We start from the raw sequence: 18,882 nt of genomic DNA, 5'->3' as shown, positions 1-18,882 counted from the left end.
TGCAGGCAAGCGGTTATCCGGCCCGGCGCACAGCGCCGTGGCCGGAGAACCGGGGCCGCACGCCGTGTCCTCAGCGGCTGCATCCCCAACCCAGTTGCCCAACTAACTCGACTCACCCAGATACCAGATAGAGGTCATCCCCATGGCTCGTAAGCGTCGCAGCGCAGCACTGCACGGAACCCGCGGCAGCGCAGGGCGTCGGGCGGTCGGTGCCGCCGGTGCGGTGAGCGCCTTTCTGGCACTGGGGATGGCGCCACAGGCGCAGGCCGACTTCGGCATGGAAGACCTGTTCGACCCGAACGCCTGGGGGCCGTTGTTCGACGGCAGCACAGGCGATTTGGGCTTCAACTGGGATCAACTGTTCGCCGGCGACGAGCTGAGCGCCGCGCTGAGTGCGACCTACGCCGATCCGGGTTCAGCGGCGGCGATGCTGGGTGACCCGTTCGGCATCACCGGATTGCTGGGCCAGTACCTGTTTGAGCCCATGCACGCCGGAATGGTGGCGTGGATCAACGACCCATTCATCGGCAAGCCGGTGGATGACTTCATCAACACCTGGTTCGGGTTCGGCTCGATCATCATCGGCAACGGCGCGGCGGGCACCGAGCTCAATCCCGATGGTGGCAACGGAGGTTGGCTTTTCGGAGACGGCGGTGCGGGCTACGACGGTTCGCTGACCGGGGTTGCCGGTGGCGACGGCGGCACGGCCGGGATGTTCGGCAACGGTGGTGCCGGCGGGGCCGGTGGCCTCGGCTTCGACGGCGGTGACGGCGGCAACGGCGGCAGCTGGATCGGCGTCGGTGGGGCCGGTGGCGCTGGCGGGGCCGGCGGCAATGGCGGTGACGGTGGCGCCGGGCTGGGCTGGATCTACGGCATCGGCGGCAACGGTGGGGCCGGCGGGGACGGTCTGGCCGGGATCGCCGGTGCGATCGGCGTCGCCGGTGTTGATGGCGGCAACGGTGGCGCGGGCGGCAATGGCGGCGCGGGCGGCAATGGCGGGGCCGGCGGGGCGTCCAAGGCGCTGCTGTACGGCTCCGGCGGTCAGGGCGGCGCGGCCGGAAACGGTGGCACCGGTGGTGCCGGCGGCCAGGGCCTGGGTGGCGAGGACGGCACCGATGGAGCGGCTGGCACATTCGCCGACGGCGGCTCCGGCAACGGTGGCGATGGCACCGCGGGCTCCAACGGCGGCAACGGCGGGGCCGGTGGCAACGGCGGCGCGGCCGGGGTGGCCGGGGCAGCGGGTGTCACCCACGCGCTCTTCGGCTCGGATGGCAATACCGGTGCAGTCGGCCACGGTGGCGCCGGTGGCGCCGGCGGCGCCGGCGGTGATTCCGGGGTGGGCGGCAACGGTGGCGCGGGTGCGGCCGGGACGGCGGCCAACCCGGACGGTGGCGCCGGCGGTAACGGTGGCTCGACCGGCACGGCCGGCGTCGGCGGTGCGGGCGGCCAGGCCGGCGCCGGTGGCGTGGAGGGCCAGTCGGGTAACGGCGGCGAGGCCTCGACCGGTGCCGCATCCGGCGGCCGAGGCGGCGACGGTTATGACGCCGCCGCAGACCCGAACGCTGCAGCGGGAACCGCCGGCGGCAACGGCGGCAAGGGCGGCAACGCCGGCGACAACGGCAGCGCGGGCATCGGCGGCAACGGCGGCAACGGTGCCGCCGGAGCTGCCGGAACCACCAGCACGGCCGAGGGGCTGGACGGCACCGCCGGCACCGACGGTGGTGCCGGTGGCAACGGCGGCTTGGGTGGCCTGAACTCCGACGGAATCACCTACGCCACAACAGGGGTCGGCGGCGATGGTGGTGCCGGCGGTCAGGGCGGCCACGGCTACACCGGCTTGAGTGGCGCGATTGCCGGCGCGGACGGCGAGAACGGCAGCAACGGCGGTGCCGGTGGCAACGGCGGTGCCGGGGGCACTGGCTCGGTCGCGGGCCAGCAGGGTGCCGGTGGTGCCGGGGGTAACGGCGGTAGCGGCGGCGACGGCGCGGCCGGGGATGCGGGCATCGACGGCACGTCTGCCGACCACGACGGAACGGCCGGCGGCGACGGCGGCAATGGCGGCAACGCGGGCACCGGTGGTGCGGGCGGCCAGGGCGCAGGCGGCACCGCGGCCAGCGGCAGCGACGGCACCGCGGGCCTCGGCGGCAACGGTGGCAATGGCGGCAACGGCCTCGCCGGAACGGACAGCACCCAGGCGGGTATCGACGGCACCGCCGGCGGCAGCGGTGGTGTCGGCGGTAACGGTGGGCAAGGTGGTCTGCTGGCGGGCAGCGCCACCGACCGTGCCGCCTCCGGTGACGGAGGCAATGGTGGTGCCGGTGCCAAGGGCGGCAACGGATTCACCGGCGCCGACGGCGCGACCCCGGGCGCCGATGGAGTGAGCGGCACCAATGGTGGCGCCGGGGGTAACGGTGGCGCCGGCGGTAGCGGCGCGACGGCCGGCCAGCAGGGCGTCGGCGGCGTTGGTGGCAATGGCGGTAGCGGCGGCAATGGTGCTGCCGGTAGTGCCGGTACCGACGGCATTGCGAACAGTCACGATGGCACGGCCGGCGGCGACGGTGGCAGCGGCGGCAACGCGGGCATCGGTGGTGCGGGCGGTCAGGGCGCCGATGGCACCGTGGCCGGCGGCAGCGACGGCACCGCCGGCCTCGGTGGCAATGGCGGCAAGGGCGGCAACGGCCTTGCGGGTCTGGACGGCGCCGGGCCGGCAGTGAACGGCACCGCCGGTGGCAATGGTGGCGCCGGCGGTAACGGTGGGCAAGGTGGTCTGCTGGCGGGCAGCACCACCGACCGTGCCGCCTCCGGTGCCGGTGGTGACGGTGGTGCCGGTGCCAAGGGCGGCAACGGATATACCGGGTACAACGGTCTCACCCCGGGTGCCGATGGTGGCAGTGGCACCAAGGGTGGTGCCGGCGGCAACGGCGGCGCCGGCGGGACCGGCTCGAGTGCCGGCCAGCACGGTGCTGGTGGTGTCGGTGGCAATGGTGGTAGCGGCGGCAATGGTGCTGCCGGTAGTGCGGGTACCGACGGCACGTCGGCCAACCACGACGGCACAGCCGGCGGCAACGGCGGCAGGGGCGGCAACGCGGCACTCGGTGGCGCAGGCGGCGAGGGCGCAGGCGGTATCCACGCGGCCAACGGCACCAACGGCACCGCGGGCCTCGGCGGAAACGGCGGCCAGGGCGGCAGCGGCCTGACCGGAACCGACAGCACGCAGGCCGGTGTGGACGGCACCGCCGGCGGCAGTGGTGGTGTCGGCGGCAACGGTGGGCTAGGCGGCCTTCAGGCGGGCAGCACCACCGACCGGGCCGCCTCCGGTACCGGCGGCAATGGTGGTGCTGGTGGTAAGGGCGGCAACGGATTTACCGGTGCCGACGGCGCTACCCCGGGTGCCGATGGTGTCAGCGGCACCAACGGCGGCCAGGGCGGTAACGGTGGCGCCGGTGGTACCGGCTCGACGGCCGGCCAGCACGGCGCCGGTGGCGTCGGCGGCAACGGCGGCAGCGGCGGTAAGGGTGCGGCCGGCAGCGTGGGCGCCGATGGCACGTCGGCCAGTCACGACGGCACCGCCGGCGGCAATGGTGGCAATGGTGGTAACGCCGGCGCCGGAGGCACCGGTGGTCAGGGCCCGAGCGGTGCTGCGGCCAGTGGCTCGAACGGCACCGCGGGCGCAGGTGGCAACGGCGGGTCCGGCGGTAAGGGCATCGACGGCACCAGCAGCACGGCAGCGGGTGTGGACGGAACTGCCGGCGGAGCTGGTGGTTTGGGCGGCAACGGTGGTCAGGGCGGTCTGCTCGCGGGCAGCACCACCCAGCACGCGGCGTCCGGTACCGGCGGCAATGGTGGTGCTGGTGGTAAGGGCGGCAACGGATTTACCGGCGCCGATGGCGCTACGCCGGGTGCTGATGGTGTCAGTGGCACAAATGGTGGTGCCGGCGGTAACGGTGGCGCCGGTGGTACCGGCTCGACGGCCGGTCAGCACGGTGCCGGTGGTGTCGGTGGCGATGGCGGTAGCGGCGGTAAGGGTGCGGCCGGCAGCGTGGGCGCCGATGGCACGTCGGCCAGTCACGACGGCACCGCCGGCGGCAACGGTGGTAACGGCGGTAACGCTGGCCTCGGTGGTGCGGGTGGTCAGGGCCCGAGCGGTGCTGCGGCCAGCGGCTGGAACGGCATCGCTGGCCTCGGTGGCAATGGCGGGTCCGGCGGTAAGGGCATCGACGGGACCAGCAGCACGCAGGCGGGTGTGGACGGAACTGGCGGCGGCGCTGGTGGTTTGGGCGGCAACGGTGGTCAGGGTGGTCTGCTCGCGGGCAGCACCACTGCGCACGCGGCGTCCGGTACCGGCGGCGACGGTGGTGCTGGTGGTAAGGGCGGCAACGGATTTACCGGTGCCGACGGCGCTACCCCGGGTGCCGATGGTGTCAGCGGCACCAACGGCGGCCAGGGCGGTAACGGCGGCGCCGGTGGTACCGGCTCGACGGCCGGCCAGCACGGCGCCGGTGGCGTCGGTGGCAACGGCGGTAGCGGCGGTAAGGGTGCGGCCGGCAGCGTGGGCGTCGATGGCACGTCCGCGAATCACGACGGCACCGCCGGCGGCCAGGGCGGTAACGGCGGCAACGCCGGCGCCGGAGGCACCGGTGGTCAGGGCGCAAGCGGTGCTGCGGCCAGCGGCTCGAACGGCACCGCGGGTGTCGGTGGCAACGGTGGGTCGGGCGGTAAGGGTCTCGACGGCACCAGCAGCACCACAGCGGGTGTAGACGGCACCACCGGTGGCAACGGCGGCTCGGGCGGCAACGGTGGCCAGGGCGGTCTGCTCGCGGGCAGCACCACTGCGCACGCGGCGTCCGGTTCCGGCGGCGACGGTGGTGCCGGCGGTAAGGGCGGCAACGGCTACACCGGCTCCAGCGGCGTTAACGCCGGCGGCAACGGTGAATCCGGAACCAACGGTGGACAGGGCGGCAACGGTGGCTCCGGCGGCACCGGTGCCACGGGCGGCGCCGGTGGCAACGCGGGCAACGGCGGCGTCGGCGGCAACGGCGGCAACGGAATCGACGGCGCCAACGCCGCGACCGCCGGTACGGACGGCCAGAACGGCGGCACGGGCGGCAACGGCGGTCAGGGTGGTGCCGGCGGCCAGGGGGGCAACGCCGGTACCTCGACCTCCGGCAACGCGGCCGCCAACGGAAACGGTGGCAGTGGCGGGCGCGGCGGTGACGCGGGCACGGCCGGCAACGGCGGCAGGGGCGCCGACGGTGACGTCACCAACCCCGACGGCGGCAGGGGCGGCACCGGCGGCGAGGTCGGCACCGCCGGCAACGGCGGATCGGCCGGGTCGCACGGCAGCGGTGGTGCCGGCGGCACGAACGGCGCCACCGGGGCTGGTGGCACCGCGATCACCGGACCGGCCGGCAACGGCGGACAGGGTGGCAACGGCTTCAGCTCCACCAGCTCGGCTGAGAACGGCGGTGACGGTGGCAACGGCGGCGAAGGCGGCGCCGGCGGCTCACACGGCAACGGCGGCGACGGCGGCATGGGAGGTGCGGGTGCCACCGGCGTCGGCGGTACCGGTGCCGCCGGCACCACGGGAACGGCAGCTCAACCCGACGGCGGCGCGGGCGGTTCCGGTCTGTACGGAGGCAACGGCGGCAAGGGCGGCGACGGCGGTGCCAGCGGCAGCCTCGCAGCCAACCACGCCGGCAACGGTGGCGCCGGCGGAGTCGGTGGCGCGGGTGGCAACGGTGGGACCGGTGGCGCCGGCTATGACGCCGCCACCGACCCCGACGCGGCGGCCGGCACCAACGCCGGTAATGGCGGCAATGGCGGTGAGGCTGGATCCGGCGGTGCGGGCGGCGCCGGCGGTAACGCCGGTGCGGTCAACGGCGCGGCCAGCGCGGGTGCCAACGGCAACGGCGGCAACGGCGGGAACGCCGGCGTCGCGGGCCAGGGCGGCAACGGCGGCAACGGTGCTGACGGCAACGCCACCGCCCCGAACGGCGGCAACGGCGGAAACGGGGGCGACCCGGGCAACGTTGCCGGCACTGGCGGCGCCGGCGGCGCGCACGGCACCGGCGGAAGCGGTGGCGTCGACGGTACGAACGGTGCCAGCGGCACCCCGGTCACCACGGCGTCCGGCAACGGTGGCAACGGAGGCAACGGCTACAACGCCGCTACGGACCCCGCCGCCGTTCCGGGCACCAACGGCGGCGCCGGCGGCGACGGCGGCAACGGTGGCTTGGCCGGCAACGGTGGCAACGGTGGAACCGGTGGCAGCGCGGCTACCGGTGTGGGCGGCGCCGGTGCGGCCGGCACGGCCGGAGATGCCCTCAACCTCAACGGCGGCAACGGACTTCAGGGTGATTCCGGCGGCGACGGCGGCACCGGCGGCAATGGCGGCAATGGTGGCCTGCTGAGCGTCAACACCGCGGGCAACGGAGGTGACGGCGGTGTGGGCGGTGATGGTGGTGCCGGCGGCACCGGCGGCGCCGGCTACAGCCCGACCGCTGCCGGAGCCAACGGCGGCGTGGGCGGTAACGGCGGCGAGGCCGGCTCGGGTGGCACCGGTGGTGCCGGCGGCAATGCCGGAACCGCGCAGAACGGCAGCGTGGTCGGCGCCAACGGCAACGGCGGCAAGGGCGGCAACGCCGGCAGCGCCGGCCAGGGTGGCGACGGCGGCAGGGGTGCCGACGGCGATGCCACCACCCGCAACGGTGGCGACGGCGGCAACGGCGGTGACGCCGGCAATGTCGCGGGCACCGGCGGTCAGGGCGGCGCAGCCGGCACCACGATCGGTGGTGGTGGTACGGCCGGCGGATCCGGCGCCAGTGGCACCCCGGCGGCCGGGCCGACCGGCAACGGCGGCAACGGTGGCGACGGCTACAACCAGCCTGGAACCGGTGACGGCGGCCAGGGCGGCGCCGGCGGCGACGGCGGCAACATGGGCAACGGTGGCGACGGCGGGCGCGGCGGCGACGGCAGTGCCGCCGCCGGCGGATAGGCGTCAGGTCGTCGAGTGAACGGATGCCCGCGATGAGAACGCTGCCCTGGGATGCCAGGGCAGCGGGGCCGAGCACCTGTCAGCACAGGAAGCGCTCCGTACCCCGAGCTGCGTCCATCCGGTTCCGGATGGCTCAGGTAAGTACCGCGAAGACATGGGTGGATAGCTCGACGCCCCGCGGATTCTCCGTGGCGGATCGATCTCCGATCTGACTGTTGCCGCGCGGCAGGCGCGGCGATAGCCGAGCAAAAACATCACAACCATCCATCGGTCCATGCAGTGGGCCACCGTTTGAGAACTTGGGGCAGTACATGACTGGAAAGCGTGAGAGCGCACGGCAGACCGGAGCCGGGCGGCGTACAGGGGACTCGCGTCGTCGAGCGCTGGGTGCGGGTTCGGCGGCGGCGGCATTTTTGGCGTTCGGTGTGACGCCGTTGGTGTCGGTGCCGGCGGCGCAGGCTGATGGTGAGTTTGATTGGCTGCTGGATGTTTTCGGTTCGGGGGCGTGGTCGGCTGCCGAGGTGGATACCTCGGCGGGCTTTGACTGGGGGTCGTTGTTCGACCCGTCGGCGGGGTTGGCTGGTGGTGATGCGTTTGATCTGACGGCGTTGGTGCAGGCGTACATCTATACGCCGTTGCACGCGAGCATGGTCGATTGGCTTGAGAGCCCGTTGGGTGTTCAGGTCGGTTCGTTTGTCAATGACACGTTCGGGTTCGGCTCGATCATCATTGGTAATGGTGCTGCTGGTGTTGCCGGTGTTGATGGCGGCAATGGTGGTGCGGGCGGTTGGTTGTTCGGTGATGGTGGTGCTGGTGTCGCCGGTGGTGATGGTGGCGCGGCTGGGCTGTTCGGCAATGGCGGGGCCGGCGGCGCGGGTCTGGCGGGCTTAGCCGGCGGCGACGGTGGTGCCGGTGGTTCGTGGATGGGCGTCGGCGGTGTCGGCGGTGTCGGCGGTGATGGTGGTGGCGCCGGCGGTAATGGCGGCGACGGCGCAGGTTGGCTGTTCGGCTCCGGTGGCGCCGGCGGTGCCGGCGGGATCGGTGCGGCCGGTGCGGCGGGTCTGACTGGTGCTACCGGTGTCTGGGCTTCGGGTGGCAACGGCGCGGTCGGCGGCAACGGCCTCCTCGGCGGTAACGGTGGCAATGGTGGTGCCGGCGGTAAGGCAGCGGGTTTCTTCGGTAACGGCGGCAGTGGTGGTGTCGGCGGTGTCGGTGGTGCGGGCGGTAACGGTGGCCGTGGTGGTGACGGTGCCGTTGGTGAGTGGGATGTGGCTGCCAGCAATGGAAATGGTGGTGATGGTGCCGGTGGTGGTGACGGCGCCAACGGTGGCCAAGGTGGTCAGGGTGGTGTGGCCGGTGCGGGCACCAGCTGGGGTTCGTCGGGTGTCAACGGCCTGGGCGGTCAGGGTGGTGCCGGCGGCAACGCCGGGATCGCCGGTAATGGCGGTGACGGAGCCGAAGGGACAGCGGGCAACACCGGCGGTGGGCGCGGCGCCGACGGCGGAAACCCGGGCGCGATCGGTCACGGCGGCGAAGGCGGCCTGACCGGTGGGTCGACCACCGAGCATGCGGCCAGTGGCGCCGACGGTCAGGCGGCCGGGCACGGCGGCAACGGTGGTAACGGCGGCGACGGGTTCGACGTGGCGGCCTACAACGCCGCCCACGCAGGCGAACTGGGCTTCAAGGCGCTGAGCATCGCCGGCGGCAACGGCGGTCTTGGTGGCAACGCCGGCGCGGTCGGCGACGGCGGTACCGGCGGCAACGGCGGCAACGGCGGGGACGGCGGTAAGGGCGGCAACAGTGGTGTGCTGCTGGAGAACGGGCACGGCGGCAAGGGCGGTGCCGGCGGCAACGGCGGCAACGGTGGCGCGGGCGGCGCCGGCGGCTGGGAGGCCGGCCAAGGCGGTGCCGGTGGTACCGGCGGCAAGGGTGGCGCCGGCGGTGTCGGCGGTGACGCGCTGAACCCCAACTCCGGAACCGGTGGTGACGGTGGTGTCGGCGGCCGGGGCGGTCTCGGTGGTGCCGGCGGCGCCGGATACACCGGCGCAGCTGGCGTTCAAGGCGTCAACGACGGTGCGGGTGAGAACGGCGGCAACGGCGGTGCCGGTGGTACCGGTGGCGAGGGCGGCGCCGGCGGTAACGCGGGCAACGGCGCCACCGGCAACGGTGGCAACGGCAATGGCGGTGCCGGCGGCAAAGGCGGCGACGCCGGCGCTGGGGGCGACGGCGGCCGGGGCGCCGACGGCGACGCCACCTACCTCGACGGTGGACAGGGTGGCAACGGCGGCAATGCCGGTATCGAAGGTGCCGGTGGTGCCGGCGGTAGCGCCGGAACCGGCGGTAACGGCGGCACGGCCGGACTGCACGGAGTCGGCGGCAACCAGGTGACCAGTGGCGGAAACGGTGGAAACGGCGGCGACGGCTTCACCTCCACGGTGGCCGGCGCCTCCGGTGGTAACGGTGGCGCGGGTGGCGACGGCGGCAACCTCGGCAACGGCGGCAACGGCGGTGCCGGTGGCAACGGTGTGGCCGGCACCAACGGTGTCGGGACCGACGCCGGCGGCAACGGCAACTCCGGCATCAGCGGTGGTTCCGGTGGCTTCGGCGGCAAGGGCGGCAACGCCGGCACCGGCCTGAGCACCCTGACCGGCGGCACCGGTGGTGCCGGAGGTTCGGGCGCCGACGGTGGCGACGGCGTGGCCGGTGCGATCGGCGCTGCCGGTTCGTTCACCTCCGGTGACGGAAATGGCGGTGCCGGCGGCAACGCCGGGACGGCGGGCAACGGCGGCAGCGGCGGCAATGGCGGCGCGGGTGGCAGCAACGGCGACGGCAGCTCGGCCGCGACCGGAACGGGCGGCAACGCCGGCAGCGGCGGCGCGGGTGCCCAGGGCGGTGACGGTGGCGCGGGTGCCCACGGCGACGCAGCGCACCTCAATGGCGGCAACGGTGGCCGTGGTGGCGACTCCAGCCAGGGCGGTGCCGCGGGCACGGCCGGCACCGGCTCCACGACGGGCAGTGCCGGATCCCAGGGCGCGGGTGTCGCCGGCCCGGCCGGCAACGGCGGCCAGGGCGGTGACGGCTTCACCTCCAGCACGGCCGGCGAATCGGGCGGCAACGGTGGTGCCGGTGGTGACGGCGGCAACCTGGGCAACGGTGGCAACGGTGGCGCCGGTGGCGACGGTGTGGCCGGCACCAATGCCGTCGGCACCGACGGCAACGGCAATGGCAACTCCGGGACTGCCGGTGGCTCGGGTGGCACGGGAGGCAAGGGCGGCAACGCCGGTACCGGCTTGACCTCGTTGACCGGCGGCGCCGGTGGCAATGGTGGATCGGGCGCCGACGGTGGTGACGCTGCGGCCGGCGTGACCGGTGCGGCCGGGTCGTTCGCCACCGGTGACGGCAACGGTGGCGCCGGCGGCAACGCCGGGACGGCCGGCGCCGGCGGCAGCGGCGGCAACGGCGGTGCGGGTGGCACCAACGGCAACGGCAGCTCCGCTGTGGCCGGAAGCGGCGGCAACGCGGGCAGCGGTGGTGACGGCGCCGCCGGCGGAAATGGTGGCGCCGGTGCCAACGGCGATGCGAACAACCTCAACGGCGGCAACGGTGGCCGCGGTGGCGACTCCAGCCAGGGCGGCGCCGCGGGCACCGCCGGTACCGGTGCGTCGACCGGCGCCACCGGATCGCAGGGTGCCGGGGTCAGTGGCCCGGTCGGCAACGGCGGCCGCGGTGGTGACGGCTTCACCTCCAGCACGGCCGGCGCGTTCGGCGGCAACGGTGGTGCCGGTGGTGACGGCGGCAACCTCGGTGACGGTGGCGACGGTGGTGCCGGCGGCAACGGTGTTGCGGGCATCGACGGCGTCGCCGCCACGGCCGCGGGCGACAACGGCACCAGCGGTACCGACGGCGGGTCCGGCGGCAACGGTGGTGCGGGTGGCCTCGGCGGCTCCCTCTCCGGTCATGGCGGCAACGGCGGTGCCGGCGGTGCGGGCGCCCAGGGCGGAAACGCGGGAGCCGGCGCGGCCGGGGTGAACGGCAGCTACCTCAACAGCGGTGACGGTTCTGGCGAGAAGGGCGGCGACGCCGGTGTCGCCGGCAACGGTGGCCGGGGCGGCAACGGCGGTGCGGCCGGCGGTGTGGCCGCGGGCGGCACCGGAGCCGACGGCGCGGTGGGCGCGGCCGGGTCCGGCGGGGCCGGCGGCGACGGCGCAGCCGGTGGTAACGGCGGTGACGGCGCGGCCGGCGACGCGACCAACCTCAACGGCGGCAACGGCGGAGCCGGGGGCAACTCGAGCACCGGTGGAAACGGCGGCGCGGTCGGCACCGGCGCAGGCGCGGCGACCGGCGGAACCGCCGGCAGCAGCCCGACCGGCCCGGCCGGCAACGGCGGCGCGGGCGGTTCGGGCTTCACCAATGCGGCCGGCGTGGGTGGCGACGGCGGTACGGGCGGCGACGGCGGCAACATCGGCAACGGTGGAGCGGGCGGCTCCGGCGGCAACGGCGGCAACGGCATCGACGGCGATCAGGGCACGCTGGTTGCCATCAGCGGCACCGACGGCACCGCGGGTTTCCACGGCGGTAAGGGCGGCGACGGTGGTGTCGGCGGCTCGGCGTCCGGCAACGGTGGCGCCGGTGGCGTCGGCGGTGCCGGAGGTAAGGGCGGGTCCGGCGGTGACGGCCTGGCCGGCACCAGCGCCACTCTGGCAGGCGGTGCCGGTACCGATGGCGGGTCCGGCGGCAACGGCCAGGCCGGTGGCTATGGCGGGGCCGGCGGCAACGGTGGCGCCTCCGCCCACGGGACCGCGGGTGCCAACGGCAATGGCGGTGCGGGCGGAGCGGGCGGTAACGCCGGCACACCCGGTGACGGCGGAAACGGCGGCGACGGTGACGCGGTCACCATCAACGGCGGCAACGGCGGTGCGGGCGGTAACGCCGGCACCGCGGGCAGCGGCGGCGCCGGTGGGGCGCACGGCACCGGCGGAACCGGCGGCACCAACGGCGGCGACGGGGCCGACGGCACCGGGGTCACCGGTCCGGCCGGCAACGGTGGCACGGGCGGCAACGGCTACAACGCCGCCAACGACGCCGGCGCGGACGGCGGCACCAGCGGCGGCAACGGTGGAGCCGGCGGCGACGGCGGCAACATCGGCAACGGTGGCAATGGCGGCGTCGGCGGTGACGGTAAGACCGGAGTCGGCGGGACCGGTGCGGCCGGCACCGCGGGCACCCTCGCAGCCCCGAACGGCGGTGCCGGTGGCCAAGGCCTGGCCGGCGGCGACGGCGGCAAGGGCGGCGCGGGCGGCAACGGCGGTTCGCTGGCGGCCAACGTCGCCGGCAACGGCGGAAACGGCGGTAGCGGTGGAGCGGGCGGCGCCGGCGGCACCGGCGGCGCGGGATATGACGCCAGCACCGGATCGGTGGCCGGCGCGAGCGGCGGCAACGGCGGCAACGGCGGCGAAGCCGGCTCCGGCGGCACTGGTGGGTCCGGCGGCAATGCCGGCACCACCAGCCACGGCACTGCCGGCACCAACGGCGATGGCGGCAACGGTGGCAGCGCCGGCACCGCGGGCGAAGGTGGCCAGGGCGGCAACGGTGCCGCCGGCGACGCCAGCACCCCCAACGGCGGCAACGGCGGCAACGGCGGCGACCCGGGCAGCATCGCCGGCACCGGCGGCAGCGGCGGCGCGGCCGGAACCACGGCAGGTGCCGGGGGCACCGACGGGACCGACGGCGCGAACGGAACGCAGGCCATCGGCCCGTCGGGCAATGGCGGTAACGGCGGCGACGGATACGACCCGTCCCAAGACCCGAACGCGGGAACAGGTGCCTCCGGTGGTGCCGGCGGCACGGGCGGTAACGGCGGCGCGATCGGTAACGGTGGCGACGGTGGTGCCGGCGGCAGTGGCACGGCCGGGGTGGCCGGCCTCAGCGCTACCGTCGCGGGCGACTCCGGTCTCCAGGGCCAGGACGGTGGCGCGGGCGGCAACGGCGGCGCGGGCGGACTCGGCGGAGCCCTGTCCGGTAACGGTGGCGTTGGCGGCGCCGGTGGATCGGGTGCCGACGGTGGCCAGGGCGGTAGCGGTATGAATGGTGCTGCCGGCGCGGTGGCCTCCGGAATCGCCGGGCAGGCCGACAACGGTCAGAACGGTGGCGACGGTGCCGTGGGCGGTAACGGCGGTAACGGTGGTAACGGCGGAGTCGGCGGAACCGCGGCCAACGGCAGCACCGGCAGCCTCGGTGCGGGTGGCAACGGTGGCAACGGCGGAGCCGGCGGCTCCGCGGGTAATGGTGGCGCCGGCGCGAACGGCGATGCCACCAACCCCACCGGCGGTGACGGTGGTGACGGTGGCGACGTGGCCTACCCGGGCGCTGCGGGCGGCAACGCCGGGACCGGTTCTGGCAACGCCGCGGCCGGCAGTGCGGGCAGCGTGCCCGGTGGTCCGGTCGGCAACGGCGGGAACGGCGGTGACGGCTGGGACAACACCGGAACCTCCGGAATCGGCGGTGCGGGTGGTGCCGGTGGCGACGGTGGCAACCTGGGCCTTGGCGGCGACGGCGGCCACGGGGGTGACGGCCCGAACGGATCAGGCCCCAACGGCTGATCCTGGTTGGACAGACCGACGCGGCCACCCCGGGAACGGGGTGGCCGCGTCGCTTTTTTGGGCGGGAAAGCGGGAGATGGAGCGCACAGGTGAAGCAGTGTTACTGGACAGTAATTAGGTCATAGGGACTCACGGGTGGCCCCGAAGTTCCGACCTGGGCCGCCGAAACCCTGTGGCGAGGTTCCGTGGGCGAGGCCGTCGGCCTCATATCCACCGTCCTGTCGGGGTCGTACCAGGCGCTGCTGCGACGGCGCAGGCACCGTCGCGCCATGGGAGGCGTTTCCCAATCGTGGGCGCCAGGCCGCCGAGGCTACGCGGCCGCCGGTGACCTGCACCTAGTGTTGCCCGGCGCCATGATCCGTGGCCGCTGACCCCCCACCGTCGCCTCGGCAGCCTCTAGCGGACGTCTGTCCGGAGAATTCGCCCAACGCTAACGCGTTGCTGGACCTTTGCGGGCACGATTCCTTTGTCAATGCTGTGAGCAACCCATCAAGCTACCCCGCGGCGGGGGTCGGCGGGGGATATCGGGCGAACTCTCACAAAAGTGCAGGTCACAGGCATATTAAATACGCGGACATGTCCACTCTTCCGGGAAAGGCGACCGTTTCTCTCGGCGTCGGAAGCCTGCTCGAGATTAACTTGACCCGCTTCGGGCGCCGGCTGGCCGCTAATCCTGAGGAAACTTCGCCTGGACTTTGCTTGCTACTCATGTAGCCTTTGAGAAGTTTAGTCCTCTAACGTGGAAGAAAATTCCAATGCAGCAGATTTTTCGCCCGTACGTCACCAGTGGTATCGCGGTGGTCGGCGCCAGTGTCGTCAGTGTCGTCTCGGCGCCGATTCAGGCCTCTGACATGGCATTATGGCAATCCGATCTGCCTGCGTCGCCCGTCCACCTACCGGCCCTGCGGCTGGCGGCCAACACGTCCAATGTCCTGGTCACTTGGAGTGAGCTCTTCAGTAACACCAGCGCGAACCTGGCCAACCTGGGCCAGCATGTGGACCCTGGTTCACTGCCGTCTGAGCTGGCTCTCATGTTGGCATCGGTCGGGCCGTTCATCACCGTCGCGAACGCCTGGAACGAGATCTGGGTCGCGATCGCCGCCGACCCGGCCAACACCCTGAGCATCCTGTTCAATGCGCCGGCAACCCTGCTCAACGCGTGGCTCAACGGCACCGACACCCTCACCGTGCTGGGCGTCACCGTGCCGGCGTTCAACGGACTTCTGGCTGATGCCCAGCCCTTCGACATCGAGCTGAAGCTCGAGCAGGTGCTCGACGCTGCCCACCTCGGCGACAAGAGCCTGACCGACATCCTCAGCGGAATCGGGATCGGCGACGTGCCGGTCGGATCGATGGTGACCAGCCTGCTCGACGGGGTGGGGTTGGGCCAGCAGACTCCGCTGGACCTGATCAACGCGATCGGCATCGGCGCCCAGCCTGCCGCGCAGCTCGCCACGGGACTGCTCGACGCGATGGGTCTGGGGCACAAGGACCTCATCGACATCCTGGGTGACCTCGGCCTGAGCGACCAGTCGATGGCCGGCCTGGCCACCACGATGCTGGACGCGATCGGGATCGGCAACCCCACGCTGGGGGACCTACTCGGCGATGTCGGACTGGCCGACCGGTCGGTGTCGGGGGTGCTGGCCGCGGTGCTCGACGCCGCCGGCATCGGCGACCCGACCGTCGCCGGCTTGCTCGACCAGATCGGCCTGGCCGACGAGCCGGTCTCGGGTCTGGCCACCGATCTGCTCGATGCGCTGGGCCTCGGCCAGCAGACACCGGTCGCGTTGTTCGACGCCTTGGGCCTGGGCGACCTGACCGTCGGCGACATCCTGCCGACCGTGCTCGACGCGCTGGGCCTCGGACAGCGCACGCCGGCCGACTTGATCGATGCGATGGGACTCGGCGAGGTCAGCGTCGGGTCGCTGGCCGCTGACTTCCTCGGCGGCGCCGGCTTGGGTGACACCACCGTCGGTGACCTGCTGAACGCCGCCGGTGTGGGCGGGCTGACGGTGCAGAACATCGCGGACGCCGCTCAGGTGGGCGAGATCTCGCTGGACAAGATCTTCAAGCGACTGGGCTTTGGCGACCTGACCCTCAACGACCTGATCAAGGCGACCGGTGGCAAGGCCATCGACAACAAAATTGGTGGCGAGGGCATCGTCAGCGGGTTCAAGGACCAGACCATCAACAGTCTGCTGGCGGACCAGGGCCTGGGCAACCAGACCCTCGCCCAGCTGCTCGGGCCGATGGCCGACGAGAAGCTCAGCACGCTGCTGCAGGACAGCCTCTCGATGAGCGTGACCTCGTTGCTGACCGGCTTGGGCTACAACGACCAGACCCTCGACGACCTGGTCGCCAGCCTGGGCCTGGACGACACCAGCCTGTCCGCGCTGCTGTCCGACCTGGGCTTGAACGACATGACCCTCGACCAGATGATCGGCGACCTGCTCGGCACCTCCACCCTGGGGCAGCTGCTCGACGACGCCGGACTGGGCAACCAGCATCTGGGCGAACTGCTGGACAGCATCCTGGGCGACCAAACGCTGGGCTCACTGCTGGGCAGCACCGACCTCGCCGACACCCACCTGGACACCCTGCTCAACAACCTGCTGGGCACCATGTCGCTGGGCTCGGTGCTTGGTGGATTGGACTTCGCGCACACCGACCTTGACGCACTGGTCGGCGATTTCCTCGGCGGCCAATCCATCAGCGACCTACTGAGCAGCCTCAGTTTGGCCACCACCGACCTGGACAGCCTGTTGGGCGACCTGTTCGGAGACGGCACGTTGAACTCGCTGCTCGATGCCATGGGCCTGGGCGGCCAGAGCCTGAACGACCTGCTGGACCAGCAAGGCCTGCTGGATCTCGTGCTGATCAACGCCCATATCGGCGATTTCGGGGGCTTGATCGCCTCGCTACTCGGCGGCGCGTAGCCGACCCGCCCAGGAATCGATTCGGAGAACCTGATGTTGCAGACCCTTCGCCCCTACGCCACCTCCGGGATCGCCGTCATCGGTGCCGGCCTGATCGCCGTCGTTCCGTCGACCGCGCCCCTGCCCACCGCGGCGATGCCGTTCACTCAGCAGCACCAAGTGGCACTGACCGCCGATCCAGCCGCCGATGTCACCGGCCTGCTGACCGACTGGGGGCTGATGCCGACGATCACCGTCAGCTCGCTGCCGCTGCCGGCGCAGGTCGACATCGAGCTGGGTTCGACCCTGCACACCCTGCTCGCGATGATCGGCCCGTTCATCACTGTCTCCAACGCGATCAACCAGATCACCGCCGAGCTCGCCGCCGACCCGAGCAACGCCTTCATGATCCTGCTCAACGCGCCGGGCGCGATCATCAACGCTTTCCTCTACGGCACGGCCGGCGTCGACGTGGGCGGCGTGACCATCCCGCTGTTCAACGGACTGCTGGTCGCGTCGCACACCGAGCACGTCGACCTGGAGCTGGGCCAGCTGGTCGACCTGGCGGGCGTCGGCAACACGTCGCTGGCCGACCTGCTCGGCGAATTCGGGGTAGGCGACCAGCCGGTCGCCGGCCTGTTGACCGGCCTGCTGGACACCCTGGGCTTCGGCCACATGAGCATCACCGGGCTGCTCGAGGAGTTCGGGATCGGCGACCAGTCGGTGGCGGGTCTGGCGGCCAACCTGCTCGACGTGATGGGCATCGGCAACCCCACGATCTCCGGTCTGGCCGACCAGGTGGGCCTGAGTGACCAGTCGATCGCCGACGTGTTGACCGGCCTGCTCGACCAGGTCGGCATCGGCAACCCGACCCTGGCCGGACTGCTGGACCAGGCGGGCCTGGGCGACCAGTCGGTGGGCGAGCTGGCCACCAGCCTGCTGCACTCGGCCGGGATCAGCGACACCACCGTCGCCGGCCTGCTGGGCCAACTGGGGATCGGCGACCTCACCCTCGGCGATGCGCTGAAAGATCTGGCCCACCTCGCGGTCGGCGAAGACGCGACCATCACCGATCTGGTCAGCCAGTTCGGCGGCGCCGACCTGACGCTCGGCAGCATGCTGATGCCGCTGCTGGAGGATGCCGGCTTCGGCCAGCAGAGCCTCGCCGAGCTGATCGAGAACGTGGTCGGCGAGATGTTCGGCACCGACAGCGGTACCGACATCACCATGGGCGACCTGGTGATCCAGATCCTCAACAGCGCGGGCTACGACATGACACTGTCGGAGATCCTGGCGAGCTCCGACATGAGCAACCAGACGCTGGGCGACCTGCTCGAAGGCACCGATGTCGGCAACCAGCGATTCACCGAAATTCTGACCGAAGCCGGGGTCGGCGACCAGACGATACGCAAGCTCGCCGGCGACAAACTGCCCACCCCCGATATCACCTGCCCGTTGCTTCCCGGCCTGTACGGCGTCTCCTGCAACGACACCCTCAACGACTTGATGGGCAAGAACACCCTGCTGCAGACCCTGCAGAACCTGCACAGCGACGGTGCCGATGGCGTGCCCAAGGGCACCTCGCTGGCCGACATCACCCTGGGGCAGCTGCTCGGCGCGACCGGGCAGGCCGACGAGAAGCTCAGTGAGATCATCACCGGCCTGCACCTGTCCACGCCGTTCGACAGCTTCCTGACCAGCCTGGGCCTCGGCGACGTCGACCTGATCACCGCGCTCAACAACGCCTTCCCCGACCTACTGAACACCTCCCTGGTGTCGGTGCTCAGCTCCTGGGGGCTGAACAACCTGGGGCTCGACACCGTCATCGACCGGATGGGCCTGGATGTCACGGTGGGGACGCTGCTGGGCCGACTGGGCCTGGACAACGTCGAAATCGGCGGTGTCATCGACCACGTGCTGGGTGGCATGACCCTCGGCTCGATCGCAAACGACCTGGGCCTGAACAACGTTCACCTGGACGGCTTCTTGGAAAACCTGCTGGGCGGCGCCACGGTCGGCAGCCTGCTCGACGGCCTGGATCTGGACAACGTCCACCTCGACGACGTGCTGGAGCGGCTGCTCGGCGGCGTGAGCGTCAGTTCGGTCGCCAACATGCTCGGCCTCGGCAACGTCGACCTCGACTCGCTGATCGCGGGCCTCAACCTGGGCGACCTGACGGTCAACGACCTGGTCGAGGCCTGGGGGCTGGGCGCCCTCGACCTGGACGGCCTGCTGTCCAACATGGGCATCTCCGGCGCCGATCTGGTCAGCGTGAGCATCGGAGCGCTCGGCGGGCTTTTCGGCTTCTGACTCGAGTGACAGCTGGGCCCAACCAACCCATTCGGACATTGCGGAACACACGACATTTCGG

4 protein-coding genes are annotated in these 18,882 nt (G+C 72.5%); all 4 read left to right on the top strand.

All coding sequences use genetic code 11. The features are described 5' to 3' along the window. Positions 1-142: 142 nt before the first annotated feature. The 4 genes from ACKY0W_RS21040 (at position 143) to ACKY0W_RS21025 (ending at position 18,821) form a co-directional block, all read left to right on the top strand. Positions 143-6,994, top strand: coding sequence for a PGRS repeat-containing protein (locus ACKY0W_RS21040; RefSeq protein WP_409435656.1), 6,852 nt, complete (start codon positions 143-145; stop codon positions 6,992-6,994). 311 nt (positions 6,995-7,305) lie between these two features. Further along, on the top strand, positions 7,306-13,593 hold the full coding sequence (locus ACKY0W_RS21035) for a PE family protein (RefSeq protein WP_409435655.1): 6,288 nt from the start codon (positions 7,306-7,308) through the stop codon (positions 13,591-13,593). A gap of 755 nt (positions 13,594-14,348) precedes the next feature. Further along, positions 14,349-16,532: a hypothetical protein gene (locus tag ACKY0W_RS21030; protein ID WP_409435654.1), complete on the top strand. Its 2,184-nt coding sequence runs from the start codon at positions 14,349-14,351 to the stop codon at positions 16,530-16,532. Between the two features lie 33 nt (positions 16,533-16,565). Beyond that, positions 16,566-18,821: a hypothetical protein gene (locus tag ACKY0W_RS21025; RefSeq protein ID WP_409435653.1), complete on the top strand. Its 2,256-nt coding sequence runs from the start codon at positions 16,566-16,568 to the stop codon at positions 18,819-18,821. Positions 18,822-18,882: the final 61 nt, after the last annotated feature.

It is taken from the genome of Mycobacterium sp. SMC-14 (assembly GCF_046250075.1).
Taxonomy (GTDB): domain Bacteria; phylum Actinomycetota; class Actinomycetes; order Mycobacteriales; family Mycobacteriaceae; genus Mycobacterium.
Note: the sequence above shows the minus strand (reverse complement) of the source record. Positions and strands in the feature narration are given on the sequence as shown.